The following is a 21163-nucleotide window of genomic DNA, read 5'->3' as shown; positions in this document are numbered from 1 at the left end:
ACAGTTCCGTACCGTAAGTCGCTATTGATCCGGCCAACGCCGCGCTCACGGTGATGACTCCAAACACCATAGTCCGCTTCATCAGGCGTTCCTCCGTGGTTGAAGCACCTGCAACGCTTCCATTGCCGCGCGATGTCCGGCGCGGACCGCACCGTCCATTGCCCCGGCCCAGATTTCCGCAGTCTCGGTACCCGACCAGATCAGGCGACCGACCGCCGGCGTCAGATACTCGCCCCATTGCGTCCAGAAACCGGGAGGCATGGGGGATATACAACTCAAACTCCACGAATCGTTCTTGCCCTGGTCCAGATCATGAAACTGAATCGGGTGTAGGGCCTGTTCGCCCATGGCGCTGGCGTAAATCGCCGACAGGGTGCCCTGCGCCGTTTTCGGGTCATGGGGTAATTGTCCGGTCCTGACGAAGCCGCTCAGCACACCAAGGCTGCCGTCCGCCGGGGAGTTGTCAAAGGCCTAGATCAGCGGACCGTCCACTGGCACAATCTGCCCGTTGAGGCCTTGGTCGCGCCAGAACGGGCGCTCATAGACGTGCACGGTCTTGCGCGTCGGTGCATGGGCCGGCCAATGCCGCTGCAGCTCGGCACGCCCGGACGGCAGGGGCGGATCAAAGACGATCTGATTGCACAACGCCGGGCTCAGCGCAGCAATTACCTGCCGCGTGCGGATGATGCCCTGATCGGTGTGCAACTCGACGACATCACGATCCCAACCGACAATCTTGCGCACTGGGCACGCCAACCGGACTTTATCTCCGAGAGCATGCGCCATCTTCAAACTGAGAATTTGCGAGCCGCCAGCCAACCGAGATTCCTGCGCACCGCCCTGGACCCCTTCGAGCTTTTCAAGGCGGCAGTCCGACGAGTTGATCATCGCCAGGTAATGCAGGAGTCCCATGCCGGCCGGCGTGGCACCGAAGGTGAGGCTCACGGACATTTGAAGCCGATCTTGTCGGCGTTGCTGATGCCTTGTCCGGCCAGCCACTGGCCAATCGACAGTTTGTCCAGCTCAGCCGCGTCCTTGGCTTTCCACGGCGCTTTGCTGGGGACGCCTTCGGCGAGCTTGTTCAGTTTTGCGACGACTTCTGTATTGGAATTCGGCCCGTCGCTGAGATCTTCCTGGATGTTGACCTCGTCGATCAGATACATCGCATTGCCCTTGTAGTAGGTGGGGAAGGTGGCAACATCGAGCTGTCTGGCCATGTCGGCGATCGACGTTTGCCCCGGGCCGATCCATTGGCCACCGGCCTCGGAAATCACGCCATTGCCCAGATCATGGTTAAGCGTGCGACCACCGACGCGGTCGCGGGCTTCAAGCACGGCAAACGACTCGCAGCCAGCGGCCTGGAGGTCTCTGGCGGAGGTGAGCCCGGAAAGCCCGGCGCCAATGATCACCACATCCAGTATCGAGGTATCTACAGCTTCGGTTTGCGCCATCGCACGACCGGTGACACCGAGTCCTCCGGCGAGGGCTGCGCCTCCGATCGCTTGCAATAACAATCGTCGCTGTCGTGATTGCGTCGACAGTTCATCGAGATCCGCACCCATCTTTACCTCCGTCTTTTATTAAAATCACAGATGTTATGTGTGTATATGACAGAACAGGAATTCAGCAAAGTGAAATCGGCGAGATGTCGATTAACCGTGGGTTTGAGTGAAAGGCGGGCGCGAAAAAGCAGGGTTCGCTGCGCAAATGAAGCGAAACTTGTTGATGCCGGAGGGCAGGGCAGGGTTTAGCGAGCGGGGCTGATCAGCGTGATGACCGCATCCATCAAGGCCTTGCTGCGTTTGGCTTCAAATCGCTCAGGCTCGATTGGCAACAACATCATCCAGCCGTCACTCAGCGCACTGAGCTGATCGGCAAGCAGATCGGCAGCAATGTCCTTGCGAATGATGCCTTGGGTTTGTCCCTTACGCAGAATGCTTGCAAGATCCTCGCGGAAGCGCGAATAACGTTTCTGGATCACGTCGGCAAAAACCGGCTCGTGCCGGGCGTGGGCAAGCATCTGAAACAGGGCCAGCCAACGCGCCGAGTCGTTCGCTTGAGTCAGGTTCAACCATTGCCCGATCATTGCCCTGACGTCGACTTTTTCCTGATCGGCATCCAGCAAATGGTCGAACTCGTCGAACAGACTCTGCGCCGCCGCCGTGATCATTTCTTCTTTATTGGCAAAGTAATAGGTCACGGCGCCCGTGGTGCAGCCGGCATGACTGGCAACCTTGCGCAGAGACGTCCCGGCATAACCTTCCAGGGCAATGACTTCGATGGCTGCGGTCAACAGTTCACCGCGTTTTTCCAGTCGATTACCTACCGGACGACCGCGACGTGGAGCGGGCGCGGAATCACTGTCAATGGAGTGCTGACTATCCGTGGAAGGCGCTTGAGCATCATGCATAAGAGAGGTGATTCCGTTGGGTGAAGGCGTTGAGCCGACAGTGGCTGCGAACGCCATTTTGGCTTGGCACGTCGCGATCATGCAATCGTTCAGAGTCGACCGCTGCCAATCACCGCGACGGCACGGACTTCCACGCGCAAGCCCGGCATTGCCAGTTGGGAAATGCCGACAGCGGTCCAAGCTGGATAACGCTCAGGGAAATATTCGTCCTTTACCTGTCCAAAGGCGTGCACCTCGGCCTGCAGATCGGTATGAAACGTCATCAGCTCGACCACGTCGGCCAAGCTTGCGCCCGCAGCTTCGAGGATGGTCCGCAAGTACTGAAACGCCAGATGGGATTGCGCCTGAATGCCATCGGCTGGAACCATGGCTTCGTCGATACCGACCTGGCCGGACACCCAGATCATGTTGCCGACGCGTGTGGCCTGGGAAAAGTGGAAGTTGTCGTAGATCGCCTGGGTGTGACCAGGGTTGAAGGACTGACGCTGCAGTTCTTGAGTGCTCATCGCGGTGCTCCTCTCATATTAATTGGCGGAACGTTGGGTGGCGGAAGACGTCTCCCGCTTTCAGCGTCGACAGCTCTTCAGTGAACAGCACGCCTTGCTGCGGATAACCGCCGGCGCTGTGTTCTGGCAAGGGATGAAAGGTGGCGTCGTCGCCAAAGAAACGGAAAACGAAGGTGTGACGGTCCGGGAAGGCCTCATCCACCGGAGCGCCGCCATGCAGCGAACCCGGATGCAGCAGGAGGATATCGCCAGGCTCGGTGGCCCACGAAATGATCTCGAATGCCTCGGGATCGTTTTGCCGCAAAGCCTCGATGTCCGGCAGGCGTGGCAATGCATCGCCGCCATGCAGCGGTTGAGTCGGATCATTCGGATCGCGAAACGTGGTGCCGTCGTAGCGTGGTCCTTTGTGTGAACCTCGAACGATTTCCAAAGCGTTTTTCTTCGGCACTGATTCAAAACTGATCCAAGCATTGGCCCAGTGGTTTCCAGCCCACGGCAGATAAGACGTGTCCTGATGCCAAAGCGTGCGAGATCCGCGCCCACCAGCTTTGAGAAACACCTCTTCGGCGAAGTACCACACGTTCTCCGAGCCCCAGAGCTGCGCAAACAACTGGCCAAAGGGCAGGGAGGCCACCAGTTCTTCGAGACGGGCCTTGGCGACGGGATTGGCATTGTCGACGTGCGACTGTTGCTCCGTTCCGTCGAACATGCGAGTCGCATGAGGGCCGTGATTCTCGACAGCCCATTCATAGGCCGCCCGACACTCGGCCAATTGATCCTTGTTCAGAAAACCTTTGATCAGGACGGCCCCGTCTTCCAGGAACGCCTTTCGCACAGAGAGTTGCATGAGAGCTTTCTCCTCGAAAATGCCACTTGGCGATTCCGATGCTAGCAGGCGACCCGATTAAACACAACGGCCGTTATCTTAATAATGTTATTATTAATGGAGGCCTATGCAGACGCTCTGCGGCGGGGCCCCGGTGATCACTCGCTGATGATCGATCGCTCAACCGCGACGCGGGTCTGAGGCTGCACACATTTAAGCAAGGTCCTTATACTGAGCTTTTATGGAAAACCTAGGTCTCGTTAAAACACTGCTAGTAGAGGACGATCAGAGGCTGGCGAAACTCATCAATAAATTCCTGGCCCGGCATGGTTTCGCGGTGCAAGTCGTCCGCCGGGACGACCAGGCATTGGCGGCCGTCGTTGAGCTCAAGCCACAAATCGTCGTACTTGAGCTTCTGCTGCCGGATCAGAACGGACTGCACCTGTGCCGTCGGATTCGTGATGCTTCTGATATCCCCATCATCATCTTGACTGCGAAGGGAGATGACAGGGATCAGGTTCTCGGCTTGGAATCCGGTGCCGACGACTATGTAGTCAAGCCTGTCAAGCCATCGGTATTCCTGGCTCGGTTGCGCGCTTTGCTGCGACGCCATATCCCCACGAAGCAACCGACAGCGCTCGACATCCTTGAATTCGGTCGGCTGTCGATCGATCGCAGTGCCCGGGTAGTGAGCCTGGCCGATCAAAGAATCGATCTGACAACCATGGAGTTCGAACTACTGTCCTTGCTGGCCAGCGCGGCGGGCACACTTTTTTCTCGCGACGAAATCCTCAACCGTATCCGCGGCATTCCTTTCGACGGGATCAACCGCAGCGTCGATGTTCACATCAGTAAATTGCGCGGAAAGCTCAATGACAACCCTCGAAATCCAGAGCTCATCAAGACGATCTGGGGCAGAGGCTATCTTTTTAATGCGTTCGCCTGGGAGGCGTAGTTAAGTATGAAAAAAGATGTGTTAATTTTGCTGTTTTGTGTCTGGATTCCGGCGTCGCTGTATTCGGTTTATGGCTGGCATCAGACACAGGGAAAACAGATCGACGATGTCGATCAGCCAACGACGGTGCTGCCTGACACGTACCAATCAACAAATTCCAAAACAAGTGCGTATGAGTCTGCGACGTTCTTGTGCACGATCAGGAAATCGCCACATGGCCTGGAAGAGCCGGATAAATAAGATGCATTAGGCTAGGCTTACCGAGAACGATTCATGATCGCGAACGGATTGAGCGTCGGCAGTGGGTGGTTGAATACATAGTGCAGGGAACCGCGCTTTATGGCTCGCGTATGCCACTTGTGGATGTGCCTGAATGGGTCACGCTCTCAAGAAAGAAATTGAGTTCGAAACCAAGCTGCGCGATTTGCTCGCAAATACGGTTATAGCTTGAAGGACGTAGTCGACCTGCTTGATCCGCAAGCCGGTCGTCGTGCAGCAGCGGCTGAATCTAAAACCGGTAGTCGCAAGCCTCGCCAGTTGAAGGTATATAAAAATCCGCACACTGAAGAATTCGTAGAAACCAGGGCGGTAATCACAAAACGCTGAAGGAGTGGAAAGCAGAGCACGGCTCTGCGACCGTTGAGTCTTGGCTGACCAAGTGATTTATTGTTGAAAACAAAAGGGCCCGTACGGCCCTTTCGTTATCGATTTTTTAGCAACACGAGAGGGGATTTTGTAGATCTAAATGCAGTACCGACCGCATTGGCCCTATCCAAACGTTTCCTGAGGAGGAAGGGCAGGAATAACCTGCTTTTAAATCTAACTAAACTAATGAATGTTTATTATATTTATATCCACATCGTAATTAACGAGAAGGGACGTGAATCTAATTCAAGATCACTTCCCGGCCTGTAAAAGGGCTTGGAAAGCTTCCATTGTGGCTTGTTCTGATTCTTTGATTTGGTTGAGAATAGCCATAAGGTGCTGAGAGATTTCATCTTCCATTGCCGAACTTGGTAGATCAGCTAGGAGGCTTGACATCTTTTTTAGGCGGTTCACTTGTAAGAAAGCATTGGCAAGCCTGTTGTTGACAGTCTCACTGAAAATGTCAGCTTTATCTAAGAATTGAGATGGAAGTTCGATCGTGATCTTCGTGGCTTGAGCAGCCAGATCTTTCCGTGCGTTTTCATCATTTAGCAAATCCACCAAATAGGTTTGATCGCCATCAGAAGGTACTACATAGCATCTGAATTTCGCGATCTCTATCTGGGTATCTCCGAGGGGTGAAGTCATCATCTGAGCTAGAAGCTTTGCGCTTGCGAACCGCTCACGTTTTCTTTGAGCTTTATCAAAGCTCCAGATAATAAGTGCAATGATTGCAGCAGCAGCCGTCGCCACAGCCGCTACAGCGTCCCAGTCGATTTTCCATTCTGTACACAGCCACATGCAATTTCTCCGTCAACTGGTGAGGCAACGTTCGTCGGGAGGCATTCCAGCACATGGCGGCAGACACCGCCAAGCAGAAAGGAAGAGGCCTCGCCCGGAATCAAATCTGATGAAGCAGTCCTTAGATCTGCGCAACGTGGTGCCTGTTCTTCGGACGTCAAGATTGCTCCTAGGCGCCGCTATCGTTGGCTCTCGAACGAATTTGGGATGTACCCAAGTCATGCCCGCTTTCAAAGACATTAGTCGTGGCCAGGCGTTGAGCTACGAAGATCACGCTCACCTGAAAATAGGACTCTGAACGGCTTCAAATTCGCATCAGCATCGTCTCGTAATGAGTAGGTCGCCCCGCCTGCGACCTGATAAACGAAAAATTGCGATTCGTCCCGGGGATCCATAACGATTCCAGCCATCGTCAGAGGCTCCATGAGCCAGATAGATTGGCCATTCATATGGGGAGGTGTAACCAGCTGAACCTGCTCGACCCACACCCGATTTGACTGCGCATCGATAAATTGTTTGAGCTCATGAACGTGATACATCATAAGCATGCTCGCGTAATTTTCCCGGCCAACCTTGCGCACTACTTGGAGGTAAAACCAAGGCAGCAGCAGTTCCTGCTCAACGAAGCTCCAAACTCGCTGGCCCTCATGCGAGCTGGTGGCATCGGGCGATTCGAAGGTGATTTCGGCCCTTGGGTAGGTGGTAAACATGGCGAACCTCGAAAATGAACACTATAGATTGTAGTCCTATAAGATTCGATAGCGCTTCATCGTTCCTTTTGCGGGATCAGCAAATTGGAACTCAATATCGCGTTCGGCCAAGCGCTGAAACAGATCCGAAGCAGTAAAAATCTTACCCAAGAAGATTTTGCTACTGTAAGTAGTCGCACCTACCTCAGCACGCTGGAACGAGGCCTCAAAAGCCCAACGCTAGAAAAGGTGGACCAGCTGGCGGGAGCTTTAAACGTGCACCCGCTCAGCATCCTTGTCGCCACATACGTCGGTAAGGAAAGCCATCAGGACGTTGAGGCTCTGTTTCAGACCATCAAGGATGAATTGTCCTCAATAAGAAACTTTGAAGGGGGAAACTCATCGCCACGGAAGGACCTTTAACCCTTTCCGGTGCGAGGGTCTTATGGCTAGGTCCACACGCCGGGCTCCGTCGAACCAAAGCGCCACGGGAAGCGCTAGCAGCTTCCGAAGTTTGGATCTGACCAAGAAAAGCGGGGGGAGGGAAGGGAGGGCTCCTGTAACTCGCAGCCCTTGATTCAAGTGCATGTACGCCTGGTGCCGTCGCGAGTGCGAGTGACCTTACGAAGCTCATGGAGGAGCCTTATTGATAAATCCCCAGTTCAATACGTTCTAGGTAGTTCTCGATAACTTGAAACCCGACTGGATTGCCCGCCAGATCTAGAGGGCTATGGTCGTCCAAACGCCGGCAGGGTTTAGCTAGCCATTCTTCAGCAAGCCGCAAGGTGCCAAAAACAGTAGTTGCGTGTTCCAGTACCTTTGCGTATTGAAAGGCTATCGCGCTCTGAATGGGACTCAGTCGACCGGTCGTCGATTCGGCGACTTTGCCTTGCTTAGGTCGGCTTGGCTTACCAGTGATACGATCGATGAGTTTCGATGACAAATAAAGCTCGGAAAGCGCGATCATTGCTTGGACGTCTGTCAGTGCAAACCCCTCCCTCACGAGCAAAAAAACATGGAGCTCGCTAAGCTCCTCAATTCTGGCGTGAGTAAGATGTTCCGTAGGTTTACGATCCAATGCCGTTGAGACAACTCTATTAGCAATACGTGGGGCCATGTGATTCACTTTGGCGGTGACGAATCAGGCTAGCCTAGCTTGATTTCATACAAATCGCATGTTTGTCTGTCCTGAATCATCCACTTGCGGGATACGGTGAATGGCGTGATCGCAAGACGCATGCGGAGGGCGACGATCAATGGGATCAGAGCCTGAGGAATCCCCACAAATCTATCCCCGGCCCTGCATCTGTCGCATCACCTGGGAGCGTAAGATTTGTTAGGTCTCCTCCAGCGCTTGTTGGGCCTCCGATGGTGGCCGATAACGCCAGTACCCCAGACCCAGGCACCATGGGACAAGACATGTTTGTTTTTAACGCTATTGCTTTGTGTAAAAATTGGTAAGGGCCGAATTAACAAAGGGTAGGAGTCATTCATGTCTGTCCCTGAGTGTATTTCTAAGCGGATCAAATGCATGCGAAAGGGCAAGCCTTTTACTAGTGCCGCGTTCGCAGAGATGGGATCTCGCACCTCGGTTGATAAAGCACTGTCTCGGATGGTGCAGAGCGGCGTCCTAGAACGCGTTGCTCGCGGCATCTATATGCGCCCTAAACTGAGTGAGTACACAGGTAAGAAGGTTCGAGCTGACCCAATAACAGTCATGAAAGCAGTTGCAAGGAGTAGGGGCGAGACTATCCAAGTCCATGGTGCAGAAGCTGCTCGCAGGCTAGGAATTAGCACTCAGATGCAGGTTCTACCGACTTATTACACCAGCGGGACGACACGCGAAATTAAGATAGGAAACGCGACGGTGCGGTTGCGTCATTCGTCTTGGCAACGTCTCCAGCAAGCTGGTAGTCAAGCAGGATTAGCGTTGAGTGCGCTGCTGTATCTTGGACAAAAGGGGGTGACTCAGCAAATCGTCGGCAAGATCCTCAGTTCGCTTAGCGCTGAGGAACTTAGCAAACTGATGGACTGCAAGATGCACAAGTGGCTGCGGAAGGCATTGGCGGATTTTTCTTAGGATTATATCGACAACGCTTACTTCTGAGCGCGTCATTGCATTCTCTTGGCACATTCCGGTTACGCTTTCACACTTCACTCGACATGCAATTTCCGTAGCTTTAGTTCGCTCACAGTATTCCTACCGAGTGTAGCCCGCGCATACTTCCATGCAGAGACGCCTATAGAGGTGTTGAATGGGGGAAAAACTGGCACATTTCCGAAGAGGTTTCTCAAGCTCTGGCTAAGGGCCGTTCGAAATATAGGGCTGCCAGGCGAGGAAATTTCGAAATTGAGCATTTTGGGGCGACATTGTTCTAAATTTGCGCACGTCTGGCAGTGATTAGCGTGAGTTTCGCAGAAAAAAACTCAAATTTCCGCAGTCGCAGGCTTTGCGTATTGAAAGGCTATCGCACTCTCAAAAACGCCAAGTCGACCAGTCGTGGTTTTATCGTTTTTACCTTGCATCGTTCGGCTAGGCTTACCAACGATCCGCTTGATGACGTTCCATGACAAGTAAAGCTCGGAAAGCGAAACCATTGAGTAAACGTCGCTCAACGCGAAACCCTCCTTAGCAAGCAAGAAAACGCCGAGCGGGCTAAGATTTTCAATGCTGACCCGGGTTAGGTATTCCGTTGGTTTCCGGGCCAAAGGTGTCGGTTTCTCTGCCTCTGTAAAAGGGTCTGCCATGGGACTGACTCCGCTGCAACGGATCACTAGATTAGCTCGATTCGATACTAAACGCACGAAAGACGCTCACCATAAGAGTTATAATTGCCAGTTGCCATCTCCAAAAACCGAATTGTAAGGGCAGGGAACAGCATGATAAATCCTAAATCAAATGTGCTCACATTAGAAAAAGTCATGTGCGCTGTTGCCGATTTAAAAAAACAAGGCCTTAAAATAACCATCAAGGCTGTACGAAATCAGACGGGTTATGGTTCATACACGACCATTTCAAAGTTTCTTAGAGAAGCGTCTTTGGTAGAGAAGGAAAATGTCTCTCCTAGTGAACGGCTCGCTCAGTTTCCAGATCAGATCAGAACAGCATTTCTGTCGGTTTACAAAGAACTAATCAAAGCTGCAAATGCTGAAGCAAACAAAAAACTCAACGAAATTCAGGAGATTGAAAAAAGACTTCGAAGCAGATGGGCAGCGAACATCAAGGAGAAAATTAGAGCGCTTCGAAGTCTGGAGATCGAAACAAATGCCTGCGCCGAACTCAGAGCTGAGCTGACACGAGCGACTCAAAAGAACTTGCAAAGTCAGGAGGTCATAACGAACCTTACCGCACGACTGGTTAAAGCGGAGTGTGAAAATGTACAACTGTTAGAACTAACGGAAAAGATGAAGAATGATATAAAAGAACGTGAGAGGCACATTGAATATTTCGAAAAGCAGGTACTTCAGCAAAGACACGCGGATAACCAGATGCATCTGCTTAAGGTTGCAAAACTCGAGCAAAACTTGATGAGTAGTCAGGCTCGCGTATTGGAGCTGTCGGTGGCATTAGTGGGGAAATCCGAAGACGGTTAAACCACGTGACCATACTGCTCAACAAATTTGCTAGGCGTTGCATTGAAGGTAAGATCCAAAATCGGGCAAAAAATCTGAATTTCGATCTTTAGGTCTCAAAAATTTCGATGTTCACTTCCGGGTACTGGTGGATGTGATATCTGGAACCTGAGGCTACTCGCATCCATGATTTAACATAATATACATTACACGTAACAAAGTGTTACGGAATCAGCCCCGATGTACGCGGCATTTCAATCTGCTGCGAAGCATCAAAACGCTTTCTCTTGATTCGCTGGTATTTGAAATCCGCTCAACCCTGGTCCCGTGTCAGCTTTTCAATCAGCGCATGATGCTGCGGAAATTTCGCAGTGAGTTTTTCTCGATCACCCATTTCCATATCAGCAAAATCAAATCCAGGCGAAACCGCCTCGCTGATCAATCCGAAACCATGTGGGCCATCCATTAAGCGTGAAGCTTTCCAGATGCCACCTGGTACGGGCAATTGCAGATGTTGCCCAGTGAGTATGTCGCTGCCCATGACCCGCGTCTGCAATGAACCGTCTGCATGGATCAGCGTGTATTCGATGGGATCGCCCAGATGGAAATAATGCAGGATGTCGGACTGGTTGAAATGAAACTGTCCCACCGGTGATTGCTCAGTCAATAGATAGTAGATCGACGTCAGTAGATAACGAGGCCCTGTGCTGGTCCCAAGGCTGGCGCGGTGATCGGATTGATAGGTTCGGCGAAAATAGCCGCCTTCGATGTGGGCTTCGAGATCCAGCGTATTGATGACGTCTTGTATATTGGGTTTAGCTTGAATCATCGCCTGCCCCCATGATTCTGATAGTTTTCTTGATAGCTCAACTAAACGGTCATTTAGTGTAGCTATCAATCAAGCTGCGGTTAGCAGCCCTGCATCAGCCTTTCAGCTCACTCGATCGTCAGGACTGGATTTGATAATAATCGCGATACCACGCAACAAACCGGGACACACCATCTGCAACATCCACCTGCGGAGAAAACCCTGTCCACTGTGCAAGTGCCGATACATCGGCCCATGTACTGACGACATCGCCCGCTTGCAACGGCAGAAAATTGTATTGAGCTTTAATACCCAGCGCTTTCTCCAGGCAGTCGACAAAATCCAGCAACTTTACAGGCTTGCCACGCCCTATGTTGAACAGTTTGTTAACGCCCTCGCCCTCCTTCGCCGCTGCCGGCGGATTGCAACGCAACAATGCGATACCTTCGACAATGTCATCTATATAAGTGAAATCCCGCGCCATCTGGCCGTTGTTATAAATATCGATCGGCTCGCCCTGCAGGATCGCTTGAGTGAACTTGAACAGCGCCATGTCCGGTCGGCCCCAGGGCCCATAAACAGTAAAAAAGCGCAGCCCACTGGCTTTCAATCCGTAGAGATGGCAATAGCTGCTGGCTAACAATTCGTTGGCGCGTTTGGTGGCCGCGTATAGCGAAACCGGGCGTTCGACCGGATTATCAACGCTGTAAGGCAGCTCGCTGTTAGCGCCGTACACCGAACTGCTTGATGCGTAGATGAGATGCGCCGGCTGGTAAAATCGACAGGCTTCCAGCACGTTTAAAAAGCCCAGCAGATTCGACTGCGCATAGGCGTCAGGGTTGTCCAGTGAGTAACGCACACCGGCCTGAGCGGCCAGATGGATGACTTCGGTAAAACGATGCTCTTTGAACAGCGCCATCAATGCCGGCTTATCAACGATGTCCATCAGTTGAAACTCGAAACCTGGCAGTTCGCTTAGTTGCTTTAGTCGTGCCCGCTTTAGCTCAACGTTGTAATAATCGTTGAGGTTGTCGATACCGATTACTTGCTGGCCTTGTTGAACTAATCGTTTCGCCGTGTGATACCCGATAAAGCCTGCCGCGCCAGTCACAAGAACGGTCATAGTCCCTGCTCCCCTCAATCGAATAGGCGATGAGTTATAACGCCGTCCGCCAGAAGCCGTCCATAGTTTATAAGCATTTTGTAGCCGCTCAGTGGTGGAGGATCTCAACGATCTGACGCTGCCGGTCAATGTAAAAAAACTGGACACGCTTCAACGTCAAAATAAAAATGGCCTAAGAACAAGGAGATAGGCACAGGAGATGCCGCTAGTCGACAAATGGCGTGTTTTTTGACTCGGATCGTTTGACAGACTGCGAAGACTGGCCGATAACTACCAACGTCTAGCTGAACGTGGCGCGAGTGCCTTCTCATTCGCTCCAGATAGTTCAAGAGCTAACCCCTTAGCAACCTAACGTAAACACTGCGAACATGCAGACTGTGCGGTAGCTTTGTCTTTGAAAAAGTTCAGCCAACATCGAGCCGGACAAGTGATTCATTATTGAAACACCCAGCGTTACATCATAATAAGAACACACCCTGCCAATTGTCTCCACACAGCCCTGAATAGAGCTTCTGCCTGCCCTAAACTTCTCGAACATCAAAGAGTTTACTCGCATGCCAGCAATCAGCTCGGATCAACCCAATTGGTATCTGTTGCAATGCAAACCACGCCAGGATGAGCGCGCACACCTCAACCTGCTCCAGCAACATTACGTGGTCTTTCACCCTCAACTCTTCACAGAGCGCGTCATTCGCGGGAAACGACAGCGCGTGATGGAATCGTTATTCCCCGGTTATCTGTTTATCCAGCTCAGCCGCACAGACAACTGGGCGCCGTTGCGCTCGACCCGTGGCGTCAGCCGGATTGTCGAATTCAATCATGGTCCGGTCGCCGTGGCAGAGCATGTCATCGAACATCTGCGCGAGCGCTGCCTGGGATCGGATTCGGATGTGCAAGGCCGCCTCGAACCCGGGGAGCAGTTGCGCATCATCAGCGGCCCGCTCTCGCCACTCGAGGGTGTATTCCAGGCCCTGCACGGCAACGATCGAGTGATGCTGCTTCTGCAGTTTCTCAACCGCGAACAGCCCGTCTGTCTGCCGCTTAGCGTTATTCAACGACAAAAACACAGCTTTCAATCGTACAAATAACTGCTCGTCCCCCGTGCCTTTTCTCAGGAGCCATGACATGGCCTGGAAATCACGCTGCCCTGTTGCACTGATCATGGCCTCTTTCTACCCGGGAATGGCCTGGAGCACCGACCCACAAGCGATAAACGTTTATGGATTCGACTTCACGCCGACGTTCATCTTTTCGGAAAGTTACGACGACAACTTCCGCGAAGTGGAAGACAACAAGCAGTCCTCGATGATCACCAAACTGGCGCCCTCCTTCGAGCTCAAGGCCGAAGATCGCAACAGCGCCACGCGAGTGATATGGCAACCGACGCGCTACATCTATCACGACGATTCCGATGCCTCGAACACAGCGCAACGTGTGCGTGCCGAGAGCGTGATGGAGTTCACCGATCGCCATCGTTTGAAGCTGGACGCCGAATATCGCAAATGGGAGCGCACCGAATCGACGGCGGTCGAGGGTGTGAATGACAAGCTCAACAACAAACGGGTCGGCGGGCTTTATACCTTTGGCGCCAAAAGCGCGGACAACCAGATCGACCTCGGGGTCAATTACGCGCAACTGCGCTACGACAATGGCGACGGCATCAATGCCGACAAGGAACGCGACACCACGGCCTTGACCAGCACCTGGTACCACCGCATCGGCAGCAACACTCGAGGTTTGCTCGAATATGACCACACCGACTTCGACTACAAGCAGGCGAACAGTCCGCGCAGCAGCGTATCGGACGCCGTACTCGCCGGTGCCGTCTGGGATTTCACGGCACGCACGACGGGCAAAGTGCGCGTCGGTTACGAAAAAAAGAACTTCGACAGCAACGAATCCAATGACCTCGACAACCCCACCTGGCAAGTCGATCTGCAATGGAAACCGCGCACGTATTCGACGTTTACCTTTGTCGCGCGCCAGGCGCTTGCCGAGGGTGACGATGGCGCGGAGGCCGTGAAGTCGACCTTCACCCAGGTCGGCTGGCGACACGGCTGGACCGAACGAATCACCACCGTGGCTCAGGCCGGGCTCGGCCGTTACGTCTACGAAGGGCAAAGCCGCACCGATGACTTTCAGGATTACAACCTGGCGGTGATCTATGCGATGCGCCGCTGGCTGGATATCGAAGTTGGCTATCGCTTCCGCGACAACGACTCCGATGCCGACAACGAAAGCTTCACTCGCAACGTGTTTCAGATCAGTTTCAACGTCAGCCTTTGAGAGGGTTTCGACATGAACACATCCGCACTTGTCTTGTCGTTCACGCTGGCGATGGCAGCGCCTGTCTACGCGGCAGATCCCGCCACGCAATACAAACTGGCCGCTGGCGATGTGTTGCGCATCATTGTGTTTGGTGAGCCGGAGTTGAGCCTGAAAAAGATCCGGCTCAGCGATGCCGGCACGTTTTCCTACCCCTTTCTCGGCGAAATCTCGGCCAAGGGGCTGACCCCCGGCCAGGTCGAAAAGATCATTGTCGATGGCCTCAAACAAGGCTACCTGGTCGACCCGAAAGTCAGTCTCAGCCAGATCGAATACCGCTCGTTTTACATCAATGGCGAAGTGAAAAAGCCCGGCAGCTATCCGTTCGTGCCCGGCCTGACCCTGGAAAAAGCCATTGCCCTGGGCGGCGGCCTGACCGAGCGAGCCTCGATCAAGCGCGTCACCATCTTGCGTGGCGACAGTGGCGCGACCGACACCGATAACGTGACGCGCAGCACCACGATTGCTCCCGGCGACACCATTTCCATTGCACAAGGGTTCTTCTAATCATGGACAACAGCCTTGGCACTTACGTCGAACGTCCTTTGCAAGCGCATGTGCATCAGCATCAACAGCACAGCGAAGACAAGGACACCCTGGACCTGCTGAAACTCTGGCGGGTGATCTGGCGCGCGAAATGGAGCATCGGCTGGCTGATTCTGGTGAGCGGTCTGCTCGCGGCCATCGTGGTCTCGAACATCACTCCGCAATACATCGGCAGCACCACCCTGCTGTTCAACGACAAGAGCCCGCCGCTGATGTCCTTTCAGCAGGTCAAGGACTCCAACAGCAACACCACTGACTACCTGCAGACGCAACAGGCACTGCTGCAATCGCGGGATCTGGCCGAGCGTGCGGTGAAGAAACTCGGCCTCACCACCCACCCCGTCACTGACCCGCGCCAGCAGCCCAAATCATGGTTTGCACCGCGCGAATGGCTGGCCGCTGTCGATCTGGACAAATGGTTACCGGGGCTGGGTCTGGAGCGTTGGCTGCCGGAAAAACCGGCGGTCACCGAAGAAGAGGTGTTCAACCAGGTCACGCAAAACCTGATGCTGCACACCAGCGTCAAGTTCGTCGGCAAGAGCCAGTTGCTGGAAATCGAGGTCGAGCTGCCCGACCCGGTTCTCGCCGCAGCGGCGGCCAATGCGCTGGCCCGCGGTTTCACCGACAGCCAGCTCGACACCAGTGAAAAATCCACGCAGACCACCACGGCGTGGATGAACACCCGGCTGGTCAAACTACGTGACAACTTGCGCGCCGCCGAGAAAAAGCTTCAGGGCTACCGCGAAGAACAAGGACTGGTGGACGTTGGCGGTGTCGCCACGATCAGCGCCAACGAACTGGAAATGACCGGTAACCGCATGGTCGACGCCCGGCGCAACCGCGCCGAAGCGGAAAGCGAGTACCGGCAGGCCAAAGCCTTGGGCAACGGCGATCTGAGCAAACTCTCCAGCGTGCCCGCCGTGCTGAGTAACCCATTGGTGCAGAAATTCCAGGCCGACCGTGCCCTGGCCCAGGCCAAGGTCGATGAACTGTCGGGGCGCTATGGGCCGAAGCATCCGAGCCTGCTGTCCGCGCAGTCGGAATTGCGCACCGCCACCACCAGCCTGCAATTGCAGGTGCAACAGGTGGTCGCCGGGATCGAGCGGCAGTACCAGCTCGCCAGCGCCAGTGAGGCCTCGCTGCGCCAGTCGTTCAACAGCAACAAGGCGCAGATTCAGGACATTGCCCGCAAGGAATTTCAGTTACGCGAATTCCAGCGTGAAGTCGACAGCTCCCGTGCGCTGTACGAAACCTTTGTAACCCGCTTGAAGGAAACCACCGCCACCGCTGACATGGATTCGACCAAAGTGCGCATCGTCGACCCGGCGATTGTCCCGGTCGATCCGAGCAAACCGCGGAAAACCTTGATCGTGGCGATCGTTTCTTTGATCGCGGCGGTGATCGGTGTGGCGCTGGCACTGCTGTTCGAAAGTCTGAGCAACACCTTTAAAACCGACGAGTCGATCGAAAGCGCGCTGAACATTCCGCTGCTCAGCGTGGTGCCATTGGTCATGAAGAAAAACCGCCGGCAACTGGCGCGTTTGTTTGAAGACAACGACAACCCGCGCTTCTCCGAGACGATCCGCAACCTGCGCACCTGGCTGATGCTGCAAAGCAACGAAATGCCCTCGCAAGTGGTGTTGATTACCTCGACGGTGGCCGGTGAAGGCAAAAGCACCATTGCCAACAACCTCGCCAGCTCGCTGACGCCGCTGGAGCGCGTGTTGCTGATCGATGCCGACATGCGCCAGCCCACGCTGTCGCAGAATTTCGACTTCCCGCCCGACAGCCCTGGCCTGGCGAACGTGATTGCCGGCACCGCCCGACTCGAAGACTGCATCGTTTCGGTGGGCAATCTGGACATGTTGCTGGCCGGCAAGGTCATGCCCTCGGCGCGCGATTCCCTCGCCGCGCCACGCCTGCCCTCGCCTGCCGAGCCGGCCAATGCGCTGCAACCGCCGCCGCAGGATCTGCTCAGTTCACCGCGCATGGCGCGCATGCTCGAAGCGCTGCGCTCGCGTTACCGGCACATCATCATCGACTCGCCGCCCGCAGAAATGATCAGCGACGCGCTGTTGCTGGCCAAGCATTCGGACGCGGTGATTTACGTGGTCAAGGCCGACAGCACTCCGATCAGCCAGGTCCAGCGCGGCCTCGCCATGTTGCAACAGAGTCATGTGCCGGTATTCGGCACCGTGCTCAACCAGGTCGATTTGCGCAAGGCGCGCAAGTATGGCCATCACCACTCCCGGGCGTTCTATAACTACGATTTCGCGCCCAGGTAACACCGGGCGCCCGCGCCTGTCGCTGCACCCCTTTCTGCCAAAAACACAACTCGCTTCACCTCTGCCGAGCCACGGAAAAGCCAGCGGGAAGACACCTCGTGTCTGCTCGCTCAGCGCTGACGCATTACTGCTGCCTTGAGGTCAAGCCCATGACTCCGCTCTATACCGCTCATATGACGCAACGCCGCGGCCTGACCTTCTGGGGTCAGTGGTCGTGCGCGCTGCTGTTGGCCACCTCGTTGCTGGTGCTGCTGGTGTATTGGCGCGTCGGCTACCTGACCAGCGAATATCGCATCCTGATCATTCTGGCCGTGCTCGGCTCTGTGCCGATCTACAGCGTGATGCGCGTGTACCACAAACGCTATGGCCTGGTGGTCGGGCTCGGCAGACTGCTGGCCGGCTGGTTGATTCTGCTGGCGGTGCTGGCGGCGATTGCCTTCGTCACGCAGACCAGCGCGATCTATTCACGCCAGGTGATCATCCTCTGGGCGGTGTTGGGTTTCGTGGTCCAGGCAGCGAGTTTTCTGCCCCTGCATTACCTGGCCCGGCTGTACTCGCGCAAGATCTGCAACGAGCGCCGATCAGTGATCATCGGCACTTGCCCGACGGCGCATGAGCTGGCGAAAAAGCTCTCCACGCCCAATCGTGCGCTGGTGCTGGGCTTTGTCGCTGCCGCCGATGACAGCGGCCCCGCACCGAGCATTCTGCCGCTGCTCGGCCGTGTCGATGCGATCCGCGAGATCATCGCGCGCCTTGAAGTGCGCCGCGTGTACATCGTGCTGAACATGGCCCATGCCGCCACCATCGAAGCGCTGTACATCGACCTGCTCGACGTCAATGTCGATGTGGTGTGGATTCCGGATTTCGGCAGCATGGTCCTGCTCAATCATTCGATCTCGGAAATCGAGCGGATGCCGGCCATCTACCTCAACGAAAGCCTGATCAGCTCGCATCCGGCCAGCCTGTTGTGCAAGGACCTGTTCGAGCGCAGCCTCGCCGCCCTGGCGATCGTGCTGCTCAGCCCATTGCTGTTGGCGGTGGCAACCGCGATCAAGCTGACCTCCGCCGGCCCCGTGCTGTTCAAGCAGAACCGCCACGGCTGCAACGGCGAAGTGATCAAGGTGTGGAAGTTTCGTTCGATGCACGTTCACGACGACCGTGAGGTGCGCCAGGCCACCCGCAACGACAACCGCCTCACGCCAATCGGGCACTTCCTGCGGCGCAGTTCCATCGACGAATTGCCGCAGCTGTTCAATGTCGTGTTTGGGCAGATGGCGTTGGTCGGTCCGCGCCCCCATGCGGTCACCCACAACATTTATTACACCGGCAAGGTGCGCGCCTACATGGCCCGTCATCGACTCAAGCCGGGTATCACCGGGCTGGCGCAGATCACCGGCCATCGCGGTGAAACCGAGACGCTGGAAAAGATGCAGCTGCGCGTCGCCCAGGACCTCAATTACATCAATCAATGGTCGCTGTGGCTCGACCTGAAAATCCTCCTCAAGACCCCCTTCACGCTGTTCTCGAAAAACATCTACTGACCCCTGCCCCACCGCTGCCTGCCCCTGCCCGTCCGTTGATAACCGGTCATGACGACCTGAGGTTTGACCATGAATGTGAGCGTATTCGGTATTGGTTATGTTGGTCTTGTCCAGGGCGCCGCACTCGCGGAGGTCGGGCACAGCGTGCTCTGCGTCGATGTCGACGTCGCCCGGGTCGAGGCCTTGAAGGAAGGCACCCTGCCGATCTACGAACCGGGCCTGAAAAGCCTGGTGCGTGACAACTACCAGAGCGGTCGGCTGCGCTTCGGCACCGACCTGGCGGACGCCGTGCACCATGGCGATGTATTGCTGATCGCGGTCGGCACTCCACCGGACGAAGACGGTTCGGCGGACCTGCAATACGTGTTGAGCGTGGCGCACACCATCGCGCTGAACATGGACCGGCACCAGATCATCGTCGACAAATCCACCGTGCCGGTCGGCACTGGCGATCGGGTGCGCGCGCACATCGAACAGGTGCTGGCTGACAACGACCGCAGCGATCTGACCTTCGACGTGGTTTCCAACCCGGAATTTCTCAAGGAAGGCTGTGCCGTCGAAGACTGCATGCGCCCAGACCGGATCATCATCGGCACCGACAGTGTGCGCGCCGAAGAAGTCATGCGGGAACTGTATGAGCCGTTCAATCGCAACCGCGAAAAAATCCTCGTCATGGACGTGCGCAGCGCCGAGCTGACCAAGTACGCCGCCAACTGCATGCTGGCGACCAAGATCAGCTTCATGAACGAAATGGCTTGCCTGGCCGAAAGCCTCGGCGCCGACATCGAGAAGGTCCGCCACGGCATCGGCTCCGATCCGCGCATCGGCTACCAATTCATCTACCCCGGCCCAGGCTACGGCGGTTCATGTTTCCCCAAAGATGTGAAGGCGCTGATCCACGCCGCCACCAGCGTCGACTTCGACGCCCGTGTGCTCAAGGCCGTCGAGGCGCGCAACCAGGAACAAAAAACTTCGCTTTACAGCAAGATTTTCAACCACTTCGACGGCCACCTCAGCGGCAAGACCTTTGCCCTGTGGGGGCTGAGCTTCAAGCCCAACACCGACGACATGCGCGAAGCCCCCAGCCGCGTGTTGATGGAAGCCCTGTGGCGCGCCGGCGCCAACGTGCAGGCTTTCGATCCGAAAGCCATGGAAGAGGCGCAGCGCATTTATGGCTCGCGCGATGACCTGACCCTGACCGGCACCAAGGAAGCGGCACTGAAAAATGCCGACGCGCTGATCATCGTCACCGAGTGGCAGGCGTTTCGCGCGCCGGACTTTGACGTCCTCAGCGCGCGGCTCAAGCAACCGCTGATTTTCGACGGGCGCAATCTGTTCGATCCGCAGCGGTTGAGCAAACGCGGCTTCACCTATGTGTCGGTGGGTCGCCAGACCCCCGCCGTGAACTGACGGGAGCCGCGCCATGTTGAAACTCGAACTGGTCGGGCACTACTCGCCACAATTGCTCGAGGCCAACCAGGCCTATTCGTTCATCAACTTTGCTTCGATCAGCAGCGTGTTCGCGCAGCGCTCGGGCGCGATCACGTATTTTTGCGACGGCATGCTGATGTCTTCGTTCATGTCGCGAGTCACCGGCAGAACCATTGGCCGGGTCAGCTTCGACTTCACCTCGATCGCCGACCAGGTACTGGGCGGTGCCGAGCGCTTGGGCAAGCGGGTTTACTTCGTCGGCGCCCGACAAGGCGAACTTGAGCTGTTCATGCGCAAGATCCAGACCCTCTATCCGCGGCTGAGCATCGCCGGTTACCACAACGGCTATTTCAACGCCGCCGAGGCCGAGGTGCTGCACGCCGACATCTGCCGCAGCGAAGCGAACATTCTGATCGTCGGCCTCGGCGCCGGCCTGCAGGAACAGTTTGAGCAGGACGTGCTGCGCGCAGGTTTTCAGGGCGTTGCCTTCACCTGTGGCGGGTTCATTCGCCAGGAAGCACTGGCGTCGCGGCAATACTATCCGGCGCTGATCAATCGCCTGCACCTACGTGCGTTCTACCGCATGTACCGCGAGCCGCACACGATCAAACGCTACCTCATCGATTACCCGAGCAACTTCGTGCACCTGCTGGCCTTGCTTGCACGGCGCAAAGTCGCCATCAGTGTCGGGGAGTGACC

Annotated in this window: 21 protein-coding genes and 2 pseudogenes; 13 read left to right on the top strand and 10 right to left on the bottom strand. The window is 55.4% G+C overall.

The genetic code is table 11. The features are described from left to right. Positions 1–81: 81 nt before the first annotated feature. The 4 genes and pseudogenes from J3P75_RS13955 to J3P75_RS13940 all read right to left on the bottom strand — a co-directional run bounded on the left by J3P75_RS13955 (position 82) and on the right by J3P75_RS13940 (position 3763). Positions 82–1562 (bottom strand): annotated as a pseudogene (locus tag J3P75_RS13955) (flavin monoamine oxidase family protein). 185 nt (positions 1563–1747) lie between these two features. Beyond that, complete coding sequence (locus J3P75_RS13950; RefSeq protein ID WP_434671936.1) at positions 1748–2410, bottom strand: TetR/AcrR family transcriptional regulator; 663 nt, start codon at positions 2408–2410, stop codon at positions 1748–1750. A gap of 89 nt (positions 2411–2499) precedes the next feature. After that, positions 2500–2916 carry a RidA family protein gene (locus J3P75_RS13945; RefSeq protein WP_434671937.1) on the bottom strand — a complete coding sequence of 139 codons (417 nt, stop codon included), beginning with the start codon at positions 2914–2916 and terminating at the stop codon, positions 2500–2502. A gap of 13 nt (positions 2917–2929) precedes the next feature. Further along, a complete protein-coding gene (locus J3P75_RS13940; RefSeq protein WP_434671938.1) occupies positions 2930–3763 on the bottom strand; it encodes a phytanoyl-CoA dioxygenase family protein in 834 nt (277 codons plus the stop codon). A gap of 220 nt (positions 3764–3983) precedes the next feature. Between J3P75_RS13940 and J3P75_RS13935 the strand changes: the two genes are divergently transcribed. The 3 genes and pseudogenes from J3P75_RS13935 to J3P75_RS13925 form a co-directional block, all read left to right on the top strand. Continuing rightward, positions 3984–4697, top strand: a complete 714-nt coding sequence (locus tag J3P75_RS13935) for a winged helix-turn-helix domain-containing protein (protein WP_434707096.1) — start codon at positions 3984–3986, stop codon at positions 4695–4697. 6 nt (positions 4698–4703) lie between these two features. Next, the gene (locus J3P75_RS13930) at positions 4704–4937 is read left to right on the top strand and encodes a hypothetical protein (protein ID WP_434671940.1); all 234 of its coding nucleotides are present in this window, start codon (positions 4704–4706) and stop codon (positions 4935–4937) included. Between the two features lie 145 nt (positions 4938–5082). Then, a pseudogene (locus tag J3P75_RS13925) lies at positions 5083–5359 on the top strand (histone-like nucleoid-structuring protein, MvaT/MvaU family); the annotation flags it as partial. Between the two features lie 235 nt (positions 5360–5594). Here the strand turns inward: J3P75_RS13925 and J3P75_RS13920 are convergent. Further along, the gene (locus J3P75_RS13920; protein ID WP_434671941.1) at positions 5595–6143 is read right to left on the bottom strand and encodes a hypothetical protein; all 549 of its coding nucleotides are present in this window, start codon (positions 6141–6143) and stop codon (positions 5595–5597) included. Positions 6144–6382: 239 nt separating this feature from the next. Further along, the gene (locus J3P75_RS13915) at positions 6383–6853 is read right to left on the bottom strand and encodes a hypothetical protein (RefSeq protein WP_434671942.1); all 471 of its coding nucleotides are present in this window, start codon (positions 6851–6853) and stop codon (positions 6383–6385) included. An 84-nt stretch (positions 6854–6937) separates the two neighbouring features. Between J3P75_RS13915 and J3P75_RS13910 the strand changes: the two genes are divergently transcribed. Beyond that, positions 6938–7255, top strand: coding sequence for a helix-turn-helix domain-containing protein (locus J3P75_RS13910; protein WP_366299502.1), 318 nt, complete (start codon positions 6938–6940; stop codon positions 7253–7255). 220 nt (positions 7256–7475) lie between these two features. On the opposite strand, the gene J3P75_RS13905 is transcribed toward J3P75_RS13910, so the two are convergent. Beyond that, positions 7476–7949, bottom strand: a complete 474-nt coding sequence (locus J3P75_RS13905; protein ID WP_434671944.1) for an antitoxin Xre/MbcA/ParS toxin-binding domain-containing protein — start codon at positions 7947–7949, stop codon at positions 7476–7478. A gap of 375 nt (positions 7950–8324) precedes the next feature. Here J3P75_RS13905 and J3P75_RS13900 point away from each other — a divergent pair, with 375 nt between their 5' ends. Further along, positions 8325–8912 (top strand): DUF6088 family protein, encoded by a 588-nt coding sequence (locus J3P75_RS13900; RefSeq protein ID WP_434707095.1) that lies wholly within the window; start codon positions 8325–8327, stop codon positions 8910–8912. A gap of 347 nt (positions 8913–9259) precedes the next feature. Here J3P75_RS13900 and J3P75_RS13895 read toward each other — a convergent pair whose 3' ends face one another. Continuing rightward, on the bottom strand, positions 9260–9580 hold the full coding sequence (locus J3P75_RS13895; RefSeq protein ID WP_434707094.1) for a hypothetical protein: 321 nt from the start codon (positions 9578–9580) through the stop codon (positions 9260–9262). Between the two features lie 84 nt (positions 9581–9664). Between J3P75_RS13895 and J3P75_RS13890 the strand changes: the two genes are divergently transcribed. Further along, positions 9665–10426 carry a DNA-binding protein gene (locus tag J3P75_RS13890; RefSeq protein WP_434707093.1) on the top strand — a complete coding sequence of 254 codons (762 nt, stop codon included), beginning with the start codon at positions 9665–9667 and terminating at the stop codon, positions 10424–10426. A gap of 292 nt (positions 10427–10718) precedes the next feature. Here J3P75_RS13890 and J3P75_RS13885 read toward each other — a convergent pair whose 3' ends face one another. After that, a complete protein-coding gene (locus J3P75_RS13885; protein ID WP_434707092.1) occupies positions 10719–11234 on the bottom strand; it encodes a cupin domain-containing protein in 516 nt (171 codons plus the stop codon). Between the two features lie 118 nt (positions 11235–11352). After that, positions 11353–12336, bottom strand: coding sequence for an SDR family NAD(P)-dependent oxidoreductase (locus J3P75_RS13880; protein WP_434707091.1), 984 nt, complete (start codon positions 12334–12336; stop codon positions 11353–11355). A gap of 554 nt (positions 12337–12890) precedes the next feature. On the opposite strand from J3P75_RS13880, the gene rfaH reads away from it, so the two are divergent. The 7 genes from rfaH to J3P75_RS13845 all read left to right on the top strand — a co-directional run bounded on the left by rfaH (position 12891) and on the right by J3P75_RS13845 (position 21161). Further along, positions 12891–13424, top strand: a complete 534-nt coding sequence (gene rfaH, locus J3P75_RS13875) for a transcription/translation regulatory transformer protein RfaH (RefSeq protein ID WP_203418054.1) — start codon at positions 12891–12893, stop codon at positions 13422–13424. Positions 13425–13461: 37 nt separating this feature from the next. Next, a complete protein-coding gene (locus J3P75_RS13870; protein WP_203418055.1) occupies positions 13462–14622 on the top strand; it encodes an outer membrane beta-barrel protein in 1161 nt (386 codons plus the stop codon). 12 nt (positions 14623–14634) lie between these two features. Beyond that, complete coding sequence (locus J3P75_RS13865; RefSeq protein WP_434598263.1) at positions 14635–15168, top strand: polysaccharide biosynthesis/export family protein; 534 nt, start codon at positions 14635–14637, stop codon at positions 15166–15168. Between the two features lie 2 nt (positions 15169–15170). Continuing rightward, complete coding sequence (locus J3P75_RS13860; RefSeq protein WP_434707090.1) at positions 15171–17492, top strand: GumC family protein; 2322 nt, start codon at positions 15171–15173, stop codon at positions 17490–17492. Positions 17493–17641: 149 nt separating this feature from the next. Then, entirely contained in the window at positions 17642–19033 is a 1392-nt protein-coding gene (locus tag J3P75_RS13855) for an undecaprenyl-phosphate glucose phosphotransferase (protein WP_434711190.1), read from the top strand. Between the two features lie 69 nt (positions 19034–19102). Next, entirely contained in the window at positions 19103–20443 is a 1341-nt protein-coding gene (locus tag J3P75_RS13850; protein ID WP_434711188.1) for a UDP-glucose dehydrogenase family protein, read from the top strand. A 13-nt stretch (positions 20444–20456) separates the two neighbouring features. Further along, the gene (locus tag J3P75_RS13845; protein WP_434711186.1) at positions 20457–21161 is read left to right on the top strand and encodes a WecB/TagA/CpsF family glycosyltransferase; all 705 of its coding nucleotides are present in this window, start codon (positions 20457–20459) and stop codon (positions 21159–21161) included. The last annotated feature ends 2 nt before the right edge of the window (positions 21162–21163 follow it).

This window comes from Pseudomonas sp. R1-1 (assembly GCF_051132135.1).
Classification (GTDB): Bacteria; Pseudomonadota; Gammaproteobacteria; order Pseudomonadales; family Pseudomonadaceae; genus Aquipseudomonas.
The sequence above is the reverse complement of the archived record's forward strand: the minus strand, read 5'-3'. Positions and strand labels throughout refer to the sequence as shown.

Excerpts from the sequence above, each read along its gene's own strand:
- J3P75_RS13860 (WP_434707090.1), top strand. The coding sequence starts at position 15,171 with ATGGACAACAGCCTTGGCACTTACGTCGAACGTCCTTTGCAAGCGCAT.
- J3P75_RS13900 (WP_434707095.1), top strand. The coding sequence starts at position 8,325 with ATGTCTGTCCCTGAGTGTATTTCTAAGCGGATCAAATGCATGCGAAAG.
- J3P75_RS13885 (WP_434707092.1), bottom strand. The coding sequence starts at position 11,234 with ATGATTCAAGCTAAACCCAATATACAAGACGTCATCAATACGCTGGAT.
- J3P75_RS13945 (WP_434671937.1), bottom strand. The coding sequence starts at position 2,916 with ATGAGCACTCAAGAACTGCAGCGTCAGTCCTTCAACCCTGGTCACACC.
- rfaH (WP_203418054.1), top strand. The coding sequence starts at position 12,891 with ATGCCAGCAATCAGCTCGGATCAACCCAATTGGTATCTGTTGCAATGC.
- J3P75_RS13865 (WP_434598263.1), top strand. The coding sequence starts at position 14,635 with ATGAACACATCCGCACTTGTCTTGTCGTTCACGCTGGCGATGGCAGCG.
- J3P75_RS13855 (WP_434711190.1), top strand. The coding sequence starts at position 17,642 with ATGACTCCGCTCTATACCGCTCATATGACGCAACGCCGCGGCCTGACC.
- J3P75_RS13880 (WP_434707091.1), bottom strand. The coding sequence starts at position 12,336 with ATGACCGTTCTTGTGACTGGCGCGGCAGGCTTTATCGGGTATCACACG.
- J3P75_RS13895 (WP_434707094.1), bottom strand. The coding sequence starts at position 9,580 with ATGGCAGACCCTTTTACAGAGGCAGAGAAACCGACACCTTTGGCCCGG.
- J3P75_RS13870 (WP_203418055.1), top strand. The coding sequence starts at position 13,462 with ATGGCCTGGAAATCACGCTGCCCTGTTGCACTGATCATGGCCTCTTTC.
- J3P75_RS13905 (WP_434671944.1), bottom strand. The coding sequence starts at position 7,949 with ATGGCCCCACGTATTGCTAATAGAGTTGTCTCAACGGCATTGGATCGT.
- J3P75_RS13845 (WP_434711186.1), top strand. The coding sequence starts at position 20,457 with ATGTTGAAACTCGAACTGGTCGGGCACTACTCGCCACAATTGCTCGAG.
- J3P75_RS13940 (WP_434671938.1), bottom strand. The coding sequence starts at position 3,763 with ATGCAACTCTCTGTGCGAAAGGCGTTCCTGGAAGACGGGGCCGTCCTG.
- J3P75_RS13950 (WP_434671936.1), bottom strand. The coding sequence starts at position 2,410 with ATGCATGATGCTCAAGCGCCTTCCACGGATAGTCAGCACTCCATTGAC.
- J3P75_RS13915 (WP_434671942.1), bottom strand. The coding sequence starts at position 6,853 with ATGTTTACCACCTACCCAAGGGCCGAAATCACCTTCGAATCGCCCGAT.
- J3P75_RS13920 (WP_434671941.1), bottom strand. The coding sequence starts at position 6,143 with ATGTGGCTGTGTACAGAATGGAAAATCGACTGGGACGCTGTAGCGGCT.
- J3P75_RS13850 (WP_434711188.1), top strand. The coding sequence starts at position 19,103 with ATGAATGTGAGCGTATTCGGTATTGGTTATGTTGGTCTTGTCCAGGGC.
- J3P75_RS13930 (WP_434671940.1), top strand. The coding sequence starts at position 4,704 with ATGAAAAAAGATGTGTTAATTTTGCTGTTTTGTGTCTGGATTCCGGCG.
- J3P75_RS13935 (WP_434707096.1), top strand. The coding sequence starts at position 3,984 with ATGGAAAACCTAGGTCTCGTTAAAACACTGCTAGTAGAGGACGATCAG.